We start from the raw sequence: 17,836 nt of genomic DNA on the forward strand, positions 1-17,836 counted from the left end.
GCCACCTCCGACCATGACCTTCCGCCATTACCCGAACGGCAGCGCCGGCGCCATCGGCGCCGCGATCCGCCAGGCCCGCCGCCACCTGTGCGCCCGGCTGGCCGACATCGCCGACAGCAACTGCACGCCCGACGACTGCTTCGTACGCGCCTTCCCTTCCGTCGTCACCGCGGTCGAGGTGGGCTTTCGCCATGAAGAAAGCGTCATGGAATCGCTCGACTATGGGCGCCTGCACGAGCACCGCGCCGAGAACGCCACCATCCTGGCCGCCCTGCACCGCGCCATGCCGCTGGTCGAGGATGGCGACATCGCGCTCGGCCGCCAGCTGGTGGCGGCGCTGCTCGACCTGCTGTCGCTGCACCGGCTCAGCACCGACCTGGCGCTGGCCACGGCGCCGCGCGCGCCGGCCGGCCGTCCCGGCGGGCGGGTGCCGCGCATCCTGCTGCATGGCGGCGGCCACCCGGGAGGTCGCTTGCGCCAGCACTAGCCCGCGGCTCAATGCGCGCCGCGCTTGCCCTCGTGGTGGGCAAACGCCTCGTCCAGCGCCTGCGGCAGCATGGCCTCGTCCCAAGGCTGTTCCACATACATATAGATGACGCCCCCGATCACGCCTCGGCAGGATTCGCCGCACCGTGTCCGGGATATGCTCCGAAAACTGGCGTGCCGACAAGTTCACCGAGACCGGCACCACCCGCAGCCCGGCTTGTTCCCAGGCGCGGCGTTGCTGGTAGGCGTGGCGCAGCACCCATTCTCCGATCGGCAGGATCAGGCCGGTCTCCTCGGCTAGCGCGATGAACTGGCCGGGCGGGATCGACGACCGGCCAGGCCTCGGGCCAGACCGTCTCGACCGGCTGGCCGAGCGCCCACGGATGCTTGTCCCCGAACAGCGCGCTGGCCGCTTCGTTGTAGAGGTAGGTGAAGCGCTCGCCCCACAGCACCGCCATCTGGAAGCCGGAATGCAGGCAGATGCGCGCCGCCCCGCGCAGCTCGGGCGGCCAGCCGCTGACCGGTCCCAGCGGCGAGGCGCTCCAGTCCTTGTGGCGCAATATATCGAATATGTCGCCCTCGCCCGCGAACAGGTCGGGCGCTTCCGTGTCAGTAGTCATCGAGGTCTTCCGCCCGCGCCAGTCTCAGGAAGGGGATGAGGCGATTTTATCAAACGCGTCGTTTCCCGGTTTTTCGCGCTGTGGTGCGCGCAACAGCAGGAAAGTTCTAGCGCCGGCCCAGCCCCGCACCGGACAATGCACCATGTCACGCCGCGCCAACCACCTTGACACGAGGCTCACCATGGATTCCGGCTCACCCGCACCCACCAGGATCGCCTTCCTCGACTTCGAACTGCTGCCGGTGCAGCGCCTGCTGCTGCGCGCCGGCCGTCCGCTGCCGATCGGCGCGCGCGCCTTCGACCTGCTGGTCCTGCTGGCCTCCCGTCCCGGCGAGGTAATGAGCAACCGCGCGCTGATGGCCGCGGTGTGGCCGAACACCGTGGTCATCGACGCCAACCTGCGGGTGCAGGTCGCGGCCCTGCGCCGCCTGTTCGGCAACGCCGGCAGCGCGATCGTGAACGTGGCCGGGCGAGGCTACGCCTTCACCGCCGAGCCCAGGCCCTGGCCAGGGGCTCAGGAAACGGGCGACGGCGCCAGCGCGCCTTGCAGCGCCTCGATCGTGGCCGGCTTGGTCAGGTGCACGTCGAAGCCGGCCGCCAATGCGCGCGCGACGTCGTCCTTCTGTCCGTATCCGGTGAGCGCCACCAGCCGCATTGCGAATCCTCCCGCCGCCTCGCCCGCCGGTGCGCCCAGGTCCGCACGCAAGGCCGCGGCCAGCGCATAGCCATCCATGTCGGGCAGGCCGATGTCGAGGATCGCCACCTCGGGCGGTTCCACCAGCGCCAGCGCGCGCGCCTGGGCCGCGCTGTGGGCGACGCGCACCGCATGTCCCAGGTGGCGCAGCAGCAGCGCGCTGGCCGCCGCCGCGTCCACGTTGTCGTCGACCAGCAGGACCCGGCGCGCAGCCGCGGCATTCGCCACCCGATCCGGGCCGCCGGCCTCGCCCGGCATCCCCAGCGGCAGGATTACCTCGAAGCGGCTGCCGGCGCCCGGCCCGTCGCTATGGGCCGCGACCCGGCCGCCATGCAGCTGGGCGATCTCGCGCACGATGGCCAGACCCAGCCCGAGGCCGCCGGTGCGCCGCGCCAGCGGCTGCGGCGCCTGGTAGAACGGCTCGAATACGCGCGCCAGCAGTTCCGGCGCCATGCCGGCGCCGTTGTCGCTCACGCCGAGCACCACCTCGCCGGCGCCGGCCGTCAATGTGACGCGCGTGTCGCTGCTGCCGAAACGCACCGCGTTCGACAGCAGGTTGCCCAGCACCTGGGCCAGGCGGGTCTCGTCGCCGTCGACCCAGACCTCGTGCGGCGCTTCCAGCGTGATGCGCTCGCCGGGCAGCGCCGCCACCGCGTGGCGCGCCAGTTCGGCCAGGTCGAGAGGCCGGGTATCGATCGCCAGCTTGCCGGAAGCGATGCGCGAGACGTCCAGCAGGTCGTCCACCAGGCGCCGCAGATGGGTCACCTGGCGCCGCATCACGGCGCGCTCGCGCTGGCTGCCCGATTCATTGCGCAAGTCCATCAGGTCGAGCGAGGTCAGGATCGGGCTGAGCGGATTGCGCAGCTCATGGCCCAGCATGGCGAGAAAAGCGTCCTTGGCGTGGCCGGCCTGGTGCGCCTGGGCCAGCGCCTGTTCGAGCGACGCCAGCAGGCGCGAACGTTCTTCTTCATGTGCCGCGCGCTGGGCGGCGGCCGCTTCCAGGGCCTGGCCCATCTCGCGGATTTCCTTGATCCGCGACGGCGCCACCCGTACCGCGCGGGCGCTGCCCAGGGCCGCGGCGCCGGCCTGCACGCCCTCGATGCGGCGCACGATGCGGCCCGATAGCCACGATGCCAGCGCGATGCAGGCAGAGAGCACCACCCAGGCGCCCAGCACATACACCGCGAAACGCTGGAAGAACGCCACCCCGAAGCCGGCGCTGGGCGCGCCGACCGCCACCACCCAGCCGTAGCGCGGCGAGGTGGTGTAGGCGCTGATCACGCCATCGCCCTCGAGCGTGGTGGTGGCGCCCACGCCTTCCGGCCCGCCGCTGCGCATCAGCGCTGCCAGCGACGCGCTGGGCGCGCCGACCACGGTGCGCTCCTGGTCGCGCGAACGCGCCACCAGCGTGCCGTGGCTGTCGATCACGGCGATCACCGAATCGGACGGTATGTCCTGGCGCGCGATCACATCCAGGAAACGGTCGGGCTGGACCACGGCGGTCAGCACCCAGGGTTGGCCATCGGGCCCGGTGACGGGAATCCGCACCGGCAGCGCCGGACGGCCGCCCTGCCCGCGCGCGACGCGGCCGGCGATCGGGCGGCGCTGTTCCATCGCCTGGTGCAGGCTGTCCGGATCGGCGATGCGCGCCGGCGGCGCGCCGTAGGGCGCCATGGTGCGAAACAGGGGCTGGCCGTCGGCGCCGCTGAGCACCACGCCCAGCCAGTCGGGCCGCGACAGGCGGCTGGCCGTCTCGTGGAAGGCGCGCAGGTCGCCGCCGGCCAGTTGCGGGCTCTTGGCGATGCCGCTCAGCGCAGCCACGGTGGCGTCGAGCTCGGCGTCGACGGCGCTCGACAGCGCACGCGCGTGGCCGATCATCATCCTCTCCTGTTCCTGCTCCAGGTAGCGGCCGGCGCCGTGGATGGTCCAGACGCCCAGCAGCACCAGCGGCAGCAGGCCGATCGCAGTCAGCAGGATCAGCAGGTGTCGAAGCGAGAGGACGGGTCCGGCATCGGCGCGCATGGGCATTCCAAAGAGGAAACTCCCATTATAGGGTAGACCTACCGCGGAATCGACAGCGCCAGGGTCTCCTTCAACTCTTCCATCACCACATAGCTCTTCGATTGGCCGGCATCGGCCACGTGCAGGATCTCGCCCAGCAGGCGCCGGTATTCGGACATCTCGGGGATGCGCGCCTTGATCAGGTAGTCGAAATCGCCCGACACCAGGTGGCATTCCATCACCTCGGGGATGGCCAGCATCGCGCGCCGGAAGCGCTCGAACGCCTTGTCGGACTTCTGGTGCAGGTTGATCTCGACGAAGACCAGGATCTGCATGCCCAGCGCCTGCGGATTGATGCGCGCATAGTAGCCCTGGATCACGCCGTCGCGCTCCATGCGCTTGACCCGCTCGATGCAGGGCGTGAGCGAGAGCCCGACCTGCTCGGCCAGGTCCTTCATCACGATCCGCGCATCCTGCTGCAGGATCGCCAGGATGTGCAGGTCGATCCGGTCCAGGATGCGGTTCGAGGCTTTTTGTACGCGCATGGGTCAACCCAGGAAAATTTGCTGAAAAATGACGTATTAACGGAAACAATTATCCCCCTACCCGCGATACGATGGCAACCTTTTCTGAATCGAGCTTTTCGAGGGATCGTATGCGAGTCATCGTTTTGGGCAGCGGCGTGGTCGGCGTCACCACCGCGTATTACCTGGCGCAGGCCGGCCACGAAGTCACCGTCATCGACCGCCAGCCCGGTCCTGCCCTCGAGACCAGTTTCGCCAATGCCGGCCAGATCTCGCCCGGCTATGCCTCGCCCTGGGCCGCGCCCGGCATTCCGCTGAAGGCCGCCAAATGGCTGTTCCAGCGCCATGCCCCGCTGGCGATCCGGCCCGACGGTACACTGTTCCAGCTTGCCTGGATGTGGGAGATGTATCGCAACTGCGACCCGGCGCGCTACGCCGTCAACAAGGAACGCATGGTGCGCCTGGCCGAATACAGCCGCGATTGCATGCGCGCGCTGCGCCGCGATACCGGCATCGCCTATGAAGGCCGCCAGCAGGGCACCGTGCAGCTGTTCCGCACCCGCCAGCAGTTCGACGGCGCGGCCAAGGACATCGACGTATTGCGCGACGCCGGCGTGGCCTATGAGCTGCTGGAAGGCGCGCAGCTGGCCACGGCCGAACCGGCGCTGGCCAATGTGGCCGATAAACTGGTCGGCGGCCTGCGCCTGCCGAACGACGAGACCGGCGACTGCCAGCTGTTTACTACCCGCCTGACCGCCATGGCACGCGACCTGGGCGTGCGCTTCGAGTTCGACACCCCGATCCGCTATCTGAACGAGGCGAACGGCGAGATCGTTTCCGTCGAGACCGACAAGGGCGCATTCGCTGCGGATCGTTTCGTGCTGGCCCTGGGCAGCTACTCGCGCCTGCTGCTGCAGCGCTGGTTCCCGCTGCCGGTCTATCCGATGAAGGGGTATTCGCTGACGGTGCCGATCACCGACGCTGCCCGCGCCCCGGTCTCGACCATCCTCGACGAGACCTACAAGATCGCCGTGACCCGCTTCGACGACCGCATCCGCGTCGGCGGCATGGCCGAGCTTTCCGGCTACAACCTCGACCTCAACCCGCGCCGCCGCGCCACCCTGGAGCTGGTCGTCAACGACCTGTTCCCGGGCGCGGGCGACACTGCCAGCGCCAGCTTCTGGACCGGCCTGCGCCCGATGACGCCGGACAGCACGCCAGTGGTCGGCGCCACGCCACTGCGCAACCTGTTCCTGAATACGGGGCATGGCACCCTGGGCTGGACCATGGCGGCCGGCTCGGCCAGCGTGATCGCCGACCTGGTGGGCGGCAAGGCGCCGTCGATCCGGGCCGACGACCTGGCCGTGTTCCGCTACGCCGGCAGCGGCGCCGCGGTCGCGGGCGGCAAGCTGGCGCAGGCCTGACGCGATGCAGCACGAAGACCAGGCCGCAGCCCGGGCCGGCGCCATTCTCAGCATCGACCTGGACGCGGTGCGCGCCAACTATCGCCTGCTGCGCGAGCGCGGCGTGCAAGGCGGCGGCAAGGCCGCCTGCGCCGCGGTGCTCAAGGCCGACGCCTACGGGCTCGGCATGCCGCAGGTGGCGAACGCGCTGGTGCGCGAGGGCTGCCGCAGCTTCTTCGTGGCCCATCTCGACGAAGGCATCCGCCTGCGCCAGCTCATCCCTTCCGACTGCAGCATCCACGTGATGCACGGCGCCATGCCGGGCGCGGCGCGCGACTGCGTCGAGCACCGCCTGGTGCCGGTGCTGAACGACCCCGGCCAGGTCGACGAATGGCGCACGCTGGCGCGCGAGCTCGGACGCACGCTGCCGGCCGCGCTCCAGGTCGACACCGGCATGTCGCGCATGGGACTGGCCAGGTCAGACCTCGACCGCCTGCGCCAGGACCCGGACTGGCTTGGCGGCGTCGACCTGCAACTGGTGATGAGCCACCTGGCCTGCGCCGACGAGCCGGCGCATCCGCTCAACGAGCGCCAACGCCTGCGTTTCGACGAAGTGCGCGCGCTGTTCCCGGGCGTGCCGGCCAGCCTGGCCAATTCCTCGGGCGTGTTCCTGGGCCAGGCCTGGCACGCCGACCTGCTGCGGCCCGGATGCGCGCTGTATGGCATCCATCCCCAGCCCGGCCAGGCCAATCCGCTGGCCCAGGCGGTATCGCTGGCGGCGCGCGTGGTGCAGTTGCGGACCGTGGCGGCCGGCGACATCGTCGGCTATGGCGCGCGCTATGTGGCCCCGGGCGAGCGCCGCATCGCCACCATCGCCATCGGCTATGCCGACGGCTGGCTGCGCGCCCTCACCGGCCATTCCCAAGCCTTCGTAGACGGCGTGGCGGTGCCCTTCGCCGGCACCGTGTCGATGGACAGCATCACGCTGGACGTCACCGGCATTCCCGACCATCGCATCGCGCCGGGCCAGGCAGTCGACCTGCTGTGCGCACAGCAGACGGTGGACGACGTCGCCAACCAGGCCGGCACCATCGGCTACGAGGTGCTGACCCGCCTGGGGTCGCGCTTCCACCGGCATTACATCGGAATTTAGAACAGCTCCAGGTTCGGCGATGGCGGCGGCGCCGCCCGCTTGGGCGCCAGCGGCGCCGGCCACGCTTTCATATGCTCGGCCGGATAATGGCGCAGGAAGCTGCGCGCCACGTCGGTGTCGCGGCAGGCCAGCCAGTCGCCCACCTCCTCTTGCGCCAGCAGCACCAGCGAACGCTTCTCGTCGCCCGGCCGGTGCATGCGGCGCATCAGCGGATGGTCGTCGGCATTGATGGTGATCTGGGTGAAAGCCGTCGACATCGAACCGTCGGCCTCCTGCCACTCGCGCCACAGTCCCGCCACCCAGAACAGGGCGTCGTCGGCCATGCCAATGGCGGTGCGCTCGGCGCGTCCGCTCTCGTAGCACGGCTCGTAGAACCACAGCATCGGCACCGCGCACAGCTGCAGGCGGCGCCACGCGGGGGCGAACGAACGCCGCTCGACCAGCGATTCGGCGCGCGCATTCATGGTGTCGAAGGGTTTCACCTCGGGCGGGATGTGCCGGCGCGGCACCATGCCGTAGCTGGCCAGGGCGGCGTCAGGGCGCAAGCCCGGGGCGGCGCGCAGGATCGGCGCCGCATAATCCTTCCAGGTCTCTTCGGGCCAGTGCCAGTCGCGCGGCAGGATGCTGAAGGCTTTGACGCGGCCGTTGAATTGCTCGGGTGTGGGCGGACGATAATTAACGCACATGAAAAGTAGCCAAATAATGTTGCTCAATACTAACAGTATCGGGCTTCATGCGTCACACATGGGAGCCCAAGTGTAAAATACCATCGTTCACCTTTTAGCATTTAACATCGATGCCGCCAGCCAGCCTGCCCTTCCTGCCCGCCACCGACGAAACCGCGCGACTCATCCTGTCCTTCCCCTGGGAGACCACCAGCCTCGGCCCGATCGAAGGCTGGCCCACCGTGCTCAAGACCACCGTCGCCCTGATCATGGCCACCCCGGCGCCGATCGTCACGCTGTGGGGCGAGGACGGCTACATGATCTATAACGACGCCTACCGGGTTTTCGCCGGCGGGCGCCATCCGGTGCTGCTGGGATCGAAGGTACGCGAAGGCTGGCCCGAGGTGGCCGACTTCAACGACAACGTCATGAAGGTCGGCCTGGCCGGCGGCACCCTCAGCTACCAGGACCAGGAACTGACCTTGCACCGCAGCGGCCAGCCCGAGCAGGTCTGGATGAACCTCGACTATTCTCCGATCCGCGACCAGGAAGGCCGCATCGCCGGCGTGATGTCGGTGGTGGTCGAAACCTCGAGCAAGGTCAAGGCCGAGCGCCACGTGCGCGCCGAACGCGAGCGCCTGAACACCATGTTCGAGCAGGCGCCCGGCTTCATCTGCCTGCTCGAGGGCGCCGAGCACCGCTACGCCCTGGCCAACGACGCCTACCGCGCCCTGACCGGCCACCGCCCCCTTCTCGGCATGCCGGTGGCGCTGGCGGTGCCGGAACTGGCCGAGCGCGGCATCGTCGAAGTGCTCGACCGTTGCTTCGCCGACGGCACGACCTTCCGCGCCGAAGGGGTCGAACTCACCCTGCGCAACCCCGGCCTGGACGAGCCGGTGCGCACCTTCATCGACTTCATGCTGCAGCCGCTGAAGGACGCCAACGGCGCCGTGTTCGCCACTTTCGTGGAAGGCAACGACGTCACCGAGCGCGTGACCGCCGAGCGCGCGCTGCGCGCCAGCGAAGCGCGCTTCCGTACCTTCGCCCAGGCCATGCCCAACCACGTGTGGGCGGCGCGCGACGATGGCAGCGTCGAATGGATCAACGATCGCGTGCACGAATATGCCGGCGTCGCGCGCGAGTCCTTGCTGGGCCTCGGTTCCGACCAGTTGGTGCATCCTGACGACAAGGCACGGTACAAGGGGCTGTGGGCCGCCAGCGTGGCCACCGGCGCGCCGCTCGACGCCGAGATCCGCGTGCGCCGCCACGACGGCGAATACCGCTGGCACCTGGTGCGCGCGCGCCGCCCCGAGGGCGAAGCCGGCATCGATGCGCTGTGGATCGGCAGCAGCATCGACATCGAGGAGCAAAAGCGCGCCAGCGAGGCGCTGGCGGCGGTCAACGCCACCCTGGAGGAACGGGTCGAGCGCCGCACGGCCGAGCGCGACCGCATGTGGCGGCTGTCAAAGGACATCATGCTGGTGGCCGACCTCGAAGGCGTCCTGTCCGCCGTGAACCCCGCCTTCACGACCATCCTCGGCTGGACCGAGGCCGAGGTGCTCGCCACGCCGCTGCTCGACCTGGTGCACCCCGATGACCGCTTGCCCACCGTGCGCCAGATCGAGGCGCTGCGCCTGGGCGGCCAGGTCTATCGTTTCGAGAACCGCTATCGGCGCAAGAATGGCAGCTGGTGCAACCTGTCCTGGACCGCCTCGCCCGACGACCAGTATATCCACGCCGTCGGCCGCGACATCAGCGCCGACCTGCAGCAGATGGACGCCATGCGGCGCACCGAAGCAGCCCTCCAGCAGGCGCAGAAGATGGAAACGATCGGCAAGCTGACCGGCGGCGTTGCGCACGACTTCAACAACCTGCTGCAGGTCATCGGCGGCAACCTGCAGCTGATCGCGCGCCGCGCCGACGGCCTGCCCGAGATCAAGAAGCGCGTCGAGAACGCCATGAACGGCGTCGAGCGCGGCGCCAAGCTGGCCAGCTCGCTGCTGTCGTTCGCACGCCGCCAGCCGCTCGAGCCCAAGGCGGTCAAGATCGGCCGCCTGCTGGGCAGCATGGAAGACATGATGCGGCGCGCGCTGGGCGAAGAGATCGACGTCGAGATGGTGATCTCGGGCGGCCTGTGGACCACCGAGGTCGACCCGGCCCAGCTCGAGAACGCGATCCTGAACCTGGCGATCAATGCGCGCGACGCCATGGACGGCGCCGGCAGGCTGACCATCGAGGTCGCCAACGGCGCGCTCGATGCCGGCTACTGCGCCGCGCACCCTGAAGTGGCGCCCGGCCAGTATGTGCTGCTGGCGGTCAGCGACACCGGCAGCGGCATGCCGCAGGAAGTCGTCGACCAGGCCTTCGAGCCCTTCTTCTCGACCAAGCCCGAGGGCAAGGGCACCGGACTGGGACTGTCGATGGTATACGGCCTGGTCAAGCAGTCGGGCGGCCACGTCAAGATCTACAGCGAGGTCGGCGAAGGCACCACGGTCAAGATCTACCTGCCGCGCTCCTTGCAGGCCGAGGACCACGCCGGCGAACAGCTGGTGCAGCCGGCCACCGGCGGCCACGAGACCGTGCTGGTGGTCGAGGACGACGAGCAGGTGCGCCTGACGGTGGTCGACATGCTGACCGATCTCGGCTACCGCGTGCTGCGCGCCAACGACGCCGCCGCGGCCCTGACCGTGGTCGACAGCGGCATCCACATCGACCTGCTGTTCACCGACGTGGTGATGCCGGGTCCCCTGCGCAGTCCGGAACTGGCGAAAAAGGCGCGCGAGCGCCTGCCGAACGTCGCCGTGCTGTTCACCTCGGGTTATACCGAGAATGCGATCGTGCACGGGGGCCGCCTCGACCCGGGCGTGGAACTGCTCGGCAAGCCCTATACGCGCGACAACCTGGCGCGCAAGATCCGCCACGTGCTGGCCAACCAGCAGCAAAAGAACGCGGCCCTGCAGCCGGCCGCCGGCGCCGCCGCAGCGGCCGGCTCGAAGGCGCGGGTGTTGCTGGTGGAAGACGAGGACGACATCCGCGAGAACACCGCGGAACTGATGCGCATCATGGGATACGAGGTACTGGAAGCCGCCAGCGCCGAGGCGGCGCTGGAATTTCTGGAACGCCAGCCGGACATCGTGCTGACCGACCTGCAGTTGCCGGGCCTGGGCGGCGAGGCGCTGGCGCAGGCGGTGCGGCAACAGCTGCCGCGCGCCCGGATCGCCTTCATGAGCGGGGCCAGCCACGCATCAAGCATTGCCGATGCGCTGTTGCCGAAGCCGTACGATGGCGCACAGCTGGAGGCGTTACTGGAGAAGCTGGCGTAAGGTCGCCAGAAAGCGCTCCTTGTCCAACAAGGTGCGCACTTCCTGGCTCCCATCCCCGCCAGGCACTTCGATCACCTCGGCCGCATCGCGCCGCATGTCTTCCGGCCCGTTTACGCGCAGCAGCTGCGGCGACGGACGGCGCTGGCTGTCCGGCAGCGACAGGATGGTGTCGACCCGGTCGACCACCAGGCCGAAACGCTCGCCCTCGTGCTCCAGCACCAGGATACGGCAAGCCGAACGGTCTTGGAGCGGCGCCATGCCGTACAGCGTGCGCAGGTCGATCACGCACACCATCTGCTGGCGCACCTGCATCATGCCCAGCACGCAGCCCGGCATGCCCGGCGGGCGGGTGAGCGGGCCGTCGAAGTCGGCGATCTCGCGCACCTGGCCGATGTCGGCCGCCCAGCCGGTCTCGAGCGAGAACGCCAGGTAGACCCGGCGCAGCCCCACTTTTTTCCCGGCGGCGCGCGCGGCGCCCGCCTGGGCCGCGTACAGGCGCCGGTGGCCGGCGCAGATCTCACCCACCTCGGCGTCCGAGAACAGCGCTTCGTGCGCCAGGAACAGGCTGTCGCCCAGCTCCGCGTGCGGCAGGCAGCCGCGGTACATGGCGCTGCGCGCCGTGCCGAGCATCGGGATCGGCAGGATGTCGGTGTCGAAATAGGGACGGATATCGTCCACCGCGTCGACCAGCAGGCCCAGTTGCTCGTCGCCGATGCGCACCACCAGCACCCGCGCGTCGACCGGGTCGCCCATTCCCGGCGCGCACTGCAGCAGCGCGCCGAAGTCGACCACCCCGACCGGCGCCCCGCGCAGGTCGAGCCAGCCCCTGCACAGGCGGCCCAGCATCACCGACGGTTGCAGCTCGGGCACCCGCATGATTTCCTGGATCGCCTCCATCGCCAGCGCGAAGCGCAGCCCGCCCACGGTGAACGAGATGCATTTGCGGCCCTCGGCCTGGCGCAAGAAGCGCATGCGCCAGGCTTCGCGCGCCACGCTGGCGTGGGCCCGCACCTGGGGCACGTTATCGATGCGCACCAGGCGCGCGGCGTCGAGCATCTGCACCATGCGCGCGCCATCGTCGAGGGTGATCGCGCCCGCGACCACGCCCAGGTTGGCGTCCAGGCGCTGCCCTTCGCTCCAGCGCAGGCCGGCGCGCTGCTCGGGCCGCACGCGCAACACTTCGCCGGTGGCGTCGAACACCAGGCCGACCTGGATGTCGTCGACGTCGACGATCGCCACCCGCTGCTCGCCAGAGGCGGCCGGCGCCGCCGGATCGAAGATGCGGCCCAGGTTGAGCAGCGGAATGGCGGCCCCGCGCAGGGTGAAGATGCCTTCCAGGCAGGCTGGCGACAGCGGGATCGGGGTGATCCGCTCCGGCATGCCCACCACCTCGCGCACGTGGTCGGCCGCCAGCGCGAATTCCTGCCCGGCCAGGAAGAAGGTGCCCACGACTTCCATGCCGGCCGCCTCGCGCAGCACGCGCGCGGCGGCGGCCTGCTGCGCCTCGATCGCGGCCACCGCCGCGCCGACCTCGGTCATCGCATTCATGCCGATACCGCCTGCGCGGCTTGCGCGGACTGGATCCGCACCACGCTGAAGGTCTGGCGGTCGCAGTCGATCGACAGGCGCCGTCCCTGCGAGCCGCCCACGTCCTGGAACGCCACCTGCAGCCCGCGCAGCGAGAGCTGCGAGCGCGCCGCCGCGATATTGCGCACGCCTACCGCGCCATCGTGCGTGCGCAGGTTCAGCATGCGCGCGCCGCCGGCGATCACCACGTCCACCTCGTCGTACTGCTCGCGCCGCACGCCCAGCGCCGCCAGCAGCCGCGGCACTGCCGCGCTGACGTAGCGCGCCGAGTAGTCGCCGGTCTCGACGCCCTCGGGCAGGAAGCAGTGCGCCAGGCCGCAGCGGCGCTGGCGGCGCCAGATCATGCCGATGCCGACGCAGGAACCCAGCAGCGCGGTCAGGACCTGCTCGCCATGGCCGACCTGCATCTGGCCGGTCAGGACGTGGGACATGTGGTTCGAGGTGCGGTGATTCAGGCTGTGCGTGTTCATATTCGTCTCAATCCCCGATACGGTAGATATGGGCCTGCTCGAACACGAAGTCCGTGTCCAGGCGGGTGATGGTTTCCTGCTCGCCCAGGATCAGGCGCGCGTCCCTGTGCATCGACCTGCGCGCGCCGGCCAGCACCCGCTGCTGCGCTTCGGCGTCGAAATAGATCAGCACATTGCGCAACATGACCAGGTCGAAGCCGGCCGCGCGCGGTGGGCGTTGCAGCAGATTGTGCTCGCCGAATTCGACGTACTGGCTCACCTCGGTGACAACCCGAAAGGCATCGCCTACCGGCCGCAGGTATTTGCGGAACTGCTCCGGATGGTCGCGCTCGAAACGCTCGACGCTGCGCCCGCGGTACATGGCGGCGCGCGCCGTGTCCAGGGCCTCGGTCGAGATATCGGTGGCCAGGATCTCGAAGCGCAGCCCGGGGAAATTGCGGCGCGCCTCGAGGCAGGTCATGGCCAGCGAATACGCTTCCTCGCCGGTGGCGGCGGCGGCCGACCAGATGCGCAGCGGCGCGGCGGTGCTGGAAAACGCGGCGCGCACGGTCCATTCGGGCAGGAACTCGCGCTCCAGCCAGCGCCACACCGCCGGCGTACGGAAGAAGGCGGTGTCGTTGGTGGTGACAGAATTGATGAACGACACGACCTCCTGGCGATCCTGCGCCAGGCGCTCGATGTAGGCGCCGTAGTTGTCGAGCCCCAGCGCGCGCAGGCGCGGCTGCAGGCGGCCCTGCAGCAGCACGCGCTTGTGGCGGCCCATGGCGATGCCGGTGTGGCGCCGCACCAGGCCGATGATCGTGTCCAGCTTGTCGTCGTTCAGTTCCATTCGTCGTTCCTCACACCACGAAGCGGGCGACGGTGGCGTTCAGGTGGCCGGCGTGCTCGTTCAGGCCCTCGGTCGAGCGCGCGATGCTGTCGCAGGAACCGGCCGAACGCTCGGTCTCCTGGGCGATGTAGAGGATCGCGGCGCTCACTTCCCTGGCCGTCAGCGACTGCTCGCTGGCGCTGCCCGAGATCTCGGCGATCGCCAGCGAGGTCTTGCCCACCCCTAGCGTGATGCGGTCGAAGGCTTCGCTGGCCTGGCGCGAGATCTCGCTGCCCTGGGCCACGCGGCGCACCGACTCGTTGATCAATTTCGAGATTTCCTTGGTCGCTTGCGACGATCGTTCTGCAAGCTTGCGAACCTCGTCGGCGACGACCGAGAAGCCCAGGCCATGTTCGCCGGCGCGGGCCGCCTCGATCGCGGCGTTGAAGGCCAGCATATTGGTCTGGCCGGCGATCTCGCCGATCACCTTTACGATCTCGCCGATGTCTTCGGACGACTGGTTGATCATGGCCATCGCCTCGATCGAGCGGGCGATCGCCTTGGCGCCGATCTCGGCCTCGTCGCGGGTGTTCTGGGCCAGCGCATTGGCTTCCTGGGTGCTGCGCGCGATGGTGTTGATCGAGGCGGTCAGGCCGTCGACCGAGGCATTCATCTGCTCCACCGTGGCGCCCAGCGCCTGGGCGCTGGCGGCCACCGTGTTGGAACGGTCGGCGATCGCGCGCGAGGAGTCGTTCAGCTTGGCCGCGGCGTCGACCGCGTCGCCGATCACGTTGCGCAGGTCGCCGATCATCTTCATGACGCCGCGCGCCAGCTGGTCGAGCGGCTCGTCGCCGCCCGTGTCGATCGAGCCGGTCAGGTCGCCGCGCGAGGCGCGCGCCACCTGCTCGAGCAGGGCGTCGACCTTCAGGCGCTCGGATTCGGCGCGCGCCACGGCGGCCTGCTCCAGCAGCACCTGCTCGGTGATGTCGGTGGCGAACTTCACTACCTTCACCGGCTTGCCGTCGGCGTCGAAGATCGGGTTGTAGGTGGCCTGGATCCACACCGTCTTGCCGTTATTGCCATGGCGCTTGTAGCGGCCGGCGTCGAATTCGCCGCGATTGAGCTTGCCCCAGAAGCGGCGGTAGGCCGCGCTGGCCGCATATTCGTCGTCGCAGAACACGCGGTGGTGTTCGCCGCGCACGTCTTCCAGCGCATAGTCGAGCAGGTCGAGGAAGTTGGCGTTGGCATCGAGCAGCATGCCGTTCATGTCGAATTCGACTACCGCCTGCGCCTTGCCGATCGCGGCCACCAGGCCGCTGGTCTCGGCGGCGCGCAGTTTTTCGGCGCTGACGTCAGTGGCGAACTTGATGATCTTGCACACCCGACCGCTGGCGTCCTTGACCGGGTTGTATGAGGCATTGATCCAGAACTCGCGGCCGCCCTTGGCGATGCGCTTGTACTCGGCGCGGTCGGCCTTGCCGGCGGCCAGGTCTTGCCAGAAGCGCGCATACGCCGGCGAATCGATCAGCTCGCGCCCGCAGAACATCGAGTGATAGCGGCCCGTCAGCTCGTCGTCACTGTAACCGGTCACGGCCAGGAAGTTGTCGTTGGCGCGCAGGATGTTGCCATTCAAGTCGAACTCGATGATGGCCTGGGCGCCGTCGAGCGCCGAATAGATGGCGCGCAGGTCTTGCAGCGCGTCGGGCGATTCCAGATAAATCGTTTCCATGGATCCAATTGTCAGTGGGTGAAGGCGCCGCGTTGCCGGAATGCGCCAGGATAGTTTCCATCATGCGCCAAATCGCACAAACAGTAAATCCAGCAAAGTCAGCATGGCTAGCAAAACATTCGTTGTGTTGTCGATCCACAACAATACCACTATGTCATGCCATCTATTTTTGCTTTCCTAATAGACAAATGGCGTCGGCAGTTCGCGCCGGGTGTTCCCACACAACAACTAAATCGGTAAATTCGAAATATTTTTCTTGAGAAATTCGGCAAACTCGATAAAATTCCATCCATCAACTAATCCAGTAAATCCGAAACCATGATGACGCCACCCACCCACCGCTTGACTCAAAGGAACCCCATGATCATCCGTATCCTGAATATCCTGCTGTTCTGGACCATCGTGCTGGCAGGCACCAAAGTATTCGCAGCCGATACCCAGGCTGTCGACGTGCGCCTGCAAGCCTTCCAGGTCGTTGCCCAGGACAAGGGCGCCGAGAAGCTGGTACCGGCCACCGACGCCGAGGTGGGCGATACCATCGAATACCAGATCACCTACCAGAACAAGGGCAAGTCGGCAGCCCAGGCGGTGGCGGCGACCCTGCCGGTGCCGGAAGGCGCGATGAGCTACCTGTCCGGCAGCGCGGCGCCGAAGGCGGTCCACGCCAGCCTCGACGGCAAAACCTTCGCTCCGCTGCCCCTCACCCGTGAAGTCGTGCGCAAGGGCCTGCGCATCGTGGAACGCGTCCCGGTCTCCGAATACCGCTTCCTGCGCTGGAACCTGGGCGACCTCGCCCCGGGCCAGGCCGTCACCGTCAGCTCGCGCATGAAGGTGATCTCGGTCGGCGCCGCGCCCAAGTTGGCAAGCAAATAAGCATTCAAGCGCACCAGGCCCAGGTTTTATCGATTTAGTTGTCTTTTTAGCAATATCCAGCCCGTTTCATTCGCCGTTCACACCCTGTTCATTTCCCGTCTTACAAGAAGGAAGAAGCCATGAAAACCCGTCTGACCCTCGTCGCCGCAGCCTCGTTGCTGGCAGCCGCCAACGGCGCCAGCGCCGCCACCCCGACCGCCGCCGGCACCCTGATCACCAACCAGGCGACCGCTACCTATACCGACTCGACCGGCATCAAGACCGTCGAGTCGAACATCGTGACCACCATGGTCCAGCAAGTGGCGAGCCTGACCATGAATAACGGCAATGCCAAGAGCGCCGCCGCCGGCGCCCAGGTCGTGTTTGCCCACAGCGTGACCAATACCGGTAACGGTCCCGACACCTTCACCCTGGCGCAAACCAATACCGGCGGCCTGGCCCTGTCGAACATCGCCTTCTACCTCGATGCCGACGGCGACGGCGCGGCCGACAACCAGGTCGCGGTCACCGCTACCCCCCAGCTGGCCGCGGGCGCCACCTACCGCTTCGTCGCCGTCGCCACCCTGGCCTCGGGCGCCGCCACCGGCCTGACCAACAATATGGAAGTCACGGCGACCAGCACCTTCAAGAACACCGTCAGCGCCAAGAGCACCGACACCACCACCGTCGGCGCCGGCGCCATGATCGACATCACCGCGATCTCGTCGGGTCCGGGCGCCAAGGGCGCCGGCCTGGGTCCGGAACAGCTGGCGCAGGAAACCAAGCTGACCACCGCCGGCACCAAGACCGAGTTCGTGATCTACCTGAACAATACCGGCGGCAGCCAGGAAACCTTCTCGCTGGCAGCCAGCACCGACGTCAACTTCGGCGGCACCCCGCTGCCACCGGGCTGGACCGTCGTGTTCAAGGACGCCAGCGGCCAGGTCATCACCAACGCCACGGTTGCCGCGGGCACCAACTTCAAGGTCGTCGCCGAAGTCACCCCTGCCGCCGGCGCCACCCCGGGCACCACCGACATCTGGTTCCGCGCGCAGTCGACCACCAACCCGGCGATCCTCGACCGCATCCACGAAGCCGTCACGGTCGTGGCCGCCAACTCGCTGCTGGAACTGCTCAAGTTCCAGGCGCCGGACGCCGACTGCAACGGCGAACCGGACACCGATTTCACGCAAGAGCAGATCAGCGCCGCCCCGAACACCTGCATCCGCTACAAGATCGTGGCCACCAACAAGGGCCTGACCACCATCACCGCCGTGACCATCAAGGACAACATCCCGACCAACACGACCTATCACGCGGGCGCCGCCGCCGGCACCCTGCTCGGCCAGCTGCTCGAGCCGGTCACCCAGGGCCTGGTCACCACCTTGTCGACCACCGGCTTCAACCTGGGGCCGAACGACAAGAACGAGATGAACTTCGGCGTGAAGATCAACCCGTAAGTCTTTTTTCCTGCAGCCGCGGCGTCCTCCGGGACGCCGCCCGAATTCCCTCCCGATCCCCG

Annotated in this window: 13 protein-coding genes and 2 pseudogenes; 7 read left to right on the forward strand and 8 right to left on the reverse strand. The window is 68.3% G+C overall.

Features of this window, described 5'->3' with window-relative positions; translation table 11 throughout:
- The first annotated feature begins 13 nt into the window (after positions 1-13).
- A complete protein-coding gene (locus E8M83_RS26315; RefSeq protein WP_229491596.1) occupies positions 14-487 on the forward strand; it encodes a hypothetical protein in 474 nt (157 codons plus the stop codon).
- A gap of 180 nt (positions 488-667) precedes the next feature.
- Here E8M83_RS26315 and E8M83_RS26535 read toward each other — a convergent pair.
- A pseudogene (locus tag E8M83_RS26535) lies at positions 668-1,099 on the reverse strand (EAL domain-containing protein); the annotation flags it as partial.
- 188 nt (positions 1,100-1,287) lie between these two features.
- Between E8M83_RS26535 and E8M83_RS26325 the strand changes: the two are divergent.
- Positions 1,288-1,578, forward strand: a pseudogene (locus E8M83_RS26325) (transcriptional regulator); the annotation flags it as partial.
- A gap of 41 nt (positions 1,579-1,619) precedes the next feature.
- Here the strand turns inward: E8M83_RS26325 and E8M83_RS16615 are convergent.
- Positions 1,620-3,821: an ATP-binding protein gene (locus tag E8M83_RS16615; RefSeq protein WP_137174458.1), complete on the reverse strand. Its 2,202-nt coding sequence runs from the start codon at positions 3,819-3,821 to the stop codon at positions 1,620-1,622.
- Between the two features lie 38 nt (positions 3,822-3,859).
- The gene (locus tag E8M83_RS16620) at positions 3,860-4,345 is read right to left on the reverse strand and encodes an Lrp/AsnC ligand binding domain-containing protein (RefSeq protein ID WP_137174459.1); all 486 of its coding nucleotides are present in this window, start codon (positions 4,343-4,345) and stop codon (positions 3,860-3,862) included.
- Between the two features lie 110 nt (positions 4,346-4,455).
- On the opposite strand from E8M83_RS16620, the gene E8M83_RS16625 reads away from it, so the two are divergent.
- Positions 4,456-5,748 (forward strand): D-amino acid dehydrogenase, encoded by a 1,293-nt coding sequence (locus tag E8M83_RS16625; RefSeq protein WP_137174460.1) that lies wholly within the window; start codon positions 4,456-4,458, stop codon positions 5,746-5,748.
- Positions 5,749-5,752: 4 nt separating this feature from the next.
- Positions 5,753-6,880 (forward strand): alanine racemase, encoded by a 1,128-nt coding sequence (gene alr, locus E8M83_RS16630; RefSeq protein WP_137174461.1) that lies wholly within the window; start codon positions 5,753-5,755, stop codon positions 6,878-6,880.
- Here the strand turns inward: alr and E8M83_RS16635 are convergent.
- Positions 6,877-7,566, reverse strand: coding sequence for an SOS response-associated peptidase family protein (locus E8M83_RS16635; RefSeq protein WP_137174462.1), 690 nt, complete (start codon positions 7,564-7,566; stop codon positions 6,877-6,879). The two genes, alr and E8M83_RS16635, sit on opposite strands and share 4 nt — an antisense overlap.
- Positions 7,567-7,676: 110 nt before the next feature.
- Between E8M83_RS16635 and E8M83_RS16640 the strand changes: the two genes are divergently transcribed.
- Positions 7,677-10,868, forward strand: coding sequence for a PAS domain S-box protein (locus E8M83_RS16640; protein ID WP_137174463.1), 3,192 nt, complete (start codon positions 7,677-7,679; stop codon positions 10,866-10,868).
- Here the strand turns inward: E8M83_RS16640 and E8M83_RS16645 are convergent.
- From E8M83_RS16645 to E8M83_RS16660, 4 genes are read right to left on the reverse strand one after another with little or no spacing between them, the layout of a single operon-like run.
- Positions 10,848-12,416 (reverse strand): chemotaxis protein CheW, encoded by a 1,569-nt coding sequence (locus E8M83_RS16645; RefSeq protein WP_137174464.1) that lies wholly within the window; start codon positions 12,414-12,416, stop codon positions 10,848-10,850. The genes E8M83_RS16640 and E8M83_RS16645 overlap by 21 nt on opposite strands.
- Positions 12,413-12,925: a chemotaxis protein CheD gene (locus tag E8M83_RS16650; RefSeq protein ID WP_137174465.1), complete on the reverse strand. Its 513-nt coding sequence runs from the start codon at positions 12,923-12,925 to the stop codon at positions 12,413-12,415. Before E8M83_RS16650 ends, E8M83_RS16645 begins: the two co-directional genes overlap by 4 nt.
- Before the next feature lie 7 nt (positions 12,926-12,932).
- Positions 12,933-13,754, reverse strand: coding sequence for a protein-glutamate O-methyltransferase CheR (locus E8M83_RS16655; protein ID WP_137174466.1), 822 nt, complete (start codon positions 13,752-13,754; stop codon positions 12,933-12,935).
- A 10-nt stretch (positions 13,755-13,764) separates the two neighbouring features.
- A complete protein-coding gene (locus E8M83_RS16660; RefSeq protein ID WP_137174467.1) occupies positions 13,765-15,462 on the reverse strand; it encodes a PAS domain-containing methyl-accepting chemotaxis protein in 1,698 nt (565 codons plus the stop codon).
- Between the two features lie 360 nt (positions 15,463-15,822).
- Here E8M83_RS16660 and E8M83_RS16665 point away from each other — a divergent pair, with 360 nt between their 5' ends.
- A complete protein-coding gene (locus E8M83_RS16665; RefSeq protein ID WP_170976842.1) occupies positions 15,823-16,335 on the forward strand; it encodes a DUF11 domain-containing protein in 513 nt (170 codons plus the stop codon).
- A gap of 119 nt (positions 16,336-16,454) precedes the next feature.
- Positions 16,455-17,774: a hypothetical protein gene (locus E8M83_RS16670; protein WP_137174469.1), complete on the forward strand. Its 1,320-nt coding sequence runs from the start codon at positions 16,455-16,457 to the stop codon at positions 17,772-17,774.
- The last annotated feature ends 62 nt before the right edge of the window (positions 17,775-17,836 follow it).

Origin of the sequence: Massilia sp. HP4 (genome assembly GCF_005222695.1) — a bacterium.
In the GTDB taxonomy this organism is placed as follows: Bacteria; Pseudomonadota; Gammaproteobacteria; order Burkholderiales; family Burkholderiaceae_D; genus Telluria.

Excerpts from the sequence above, each read along its gene's own strand:
- E8M83_RS26315 (WP_229491596.1), top strand. The coding sequence starts at position 14 with ATGACCTTCCGCCATTACCCGAACGGCAGCGCCGGCGCCATCGGCGCC.
- E8M83_RS16615 (WP_137174458.1), bottom strand. The coding sequence starts at position 3,821 with ATGCGCGCCGATGCCGGACCCGTCCTCTCGCTTCGACACCTGCTGATC.
- E8M83_RS16620 (WP_137174459.1), bottom strand. The coding sequence starts at position 4,345 with ATGCGCGTACAAAAAGCCTCGAACCGCATCCTGGACCGGATCGACCTG.
- E8M83_RS16625 (WP_137174460.1), top strand. The coding sequence starts at position 4,456 with ATGCGAGTCATCGTTTTGGGCAGCGGCGTGGTCGGCGTCACCACCGCG.
- alr (WP_137174461.1), top strand. The coding sequence starts at position 5,753 with ATGCAGCACGAAGACCAGGCCGCAGCCCGGGCCGGCGCCATTCTCAGC.
- E8M83_RS16635 (WP_137174462.1), bottom strand. The coding sequence starts at position 7,566 with ATGTGCGTTAATTATCGTCCGCCCACACCCGAGCAATTCAACGGCCGC.
- E8M83_RS16640 (WP_137174463.1), top strand. The coding sequence starts at position 7,677 with ATGCCGCCAGCCAGCCTGCCCTTCCTGCCCGCCACCGACGAAACCGCG.
- E8M83_RS16645 (WP_137174464.1), bottom strand. The coding sequence starts at position 12,416 with ATGAATGCGATGACCGAGGTCGGCGCGGCGGTGGCCGCGATCGAGGCG.
- E8M83_RS16650 (WP_137174465.1), bottom strand. The coding sequence starts at position 12,925 with ATGAACACGCACAGCCTGAATCACCGCACCTCGAACCACATGTCCCAC.
- E8M83_RS16655 (WP_137174466.1), bottom strand. The coding sequence starts at position 13,754 with ATGGAACTGAACGACGACAAGCTGGACACGATCATCGGCCTGGTGCGG.
- E8M83_RS16660 (WP_137174467.1), bottom strand. The coding sequence starts at position 15,462 with ATGGAAACGATTTATCTGGAATCGCCCGACGCGCTGCAAGACCTGCGC.
- E8M83_RS16665 (WP_170976842.1), top strand. The coding sequence starts at position 15,823 with ATGATCATCCGTATCCTGAATATCCTGCTGTTCTGGACCATCGTGCTG.
- E8M83_RS16670 (WP_137174469.1), top strand. The coding sequence starts at position 16,455 with ATGAAAACCCGTCTGACCCTCGTCGCCGCAGCCTCGTTGCTGGCAGCC.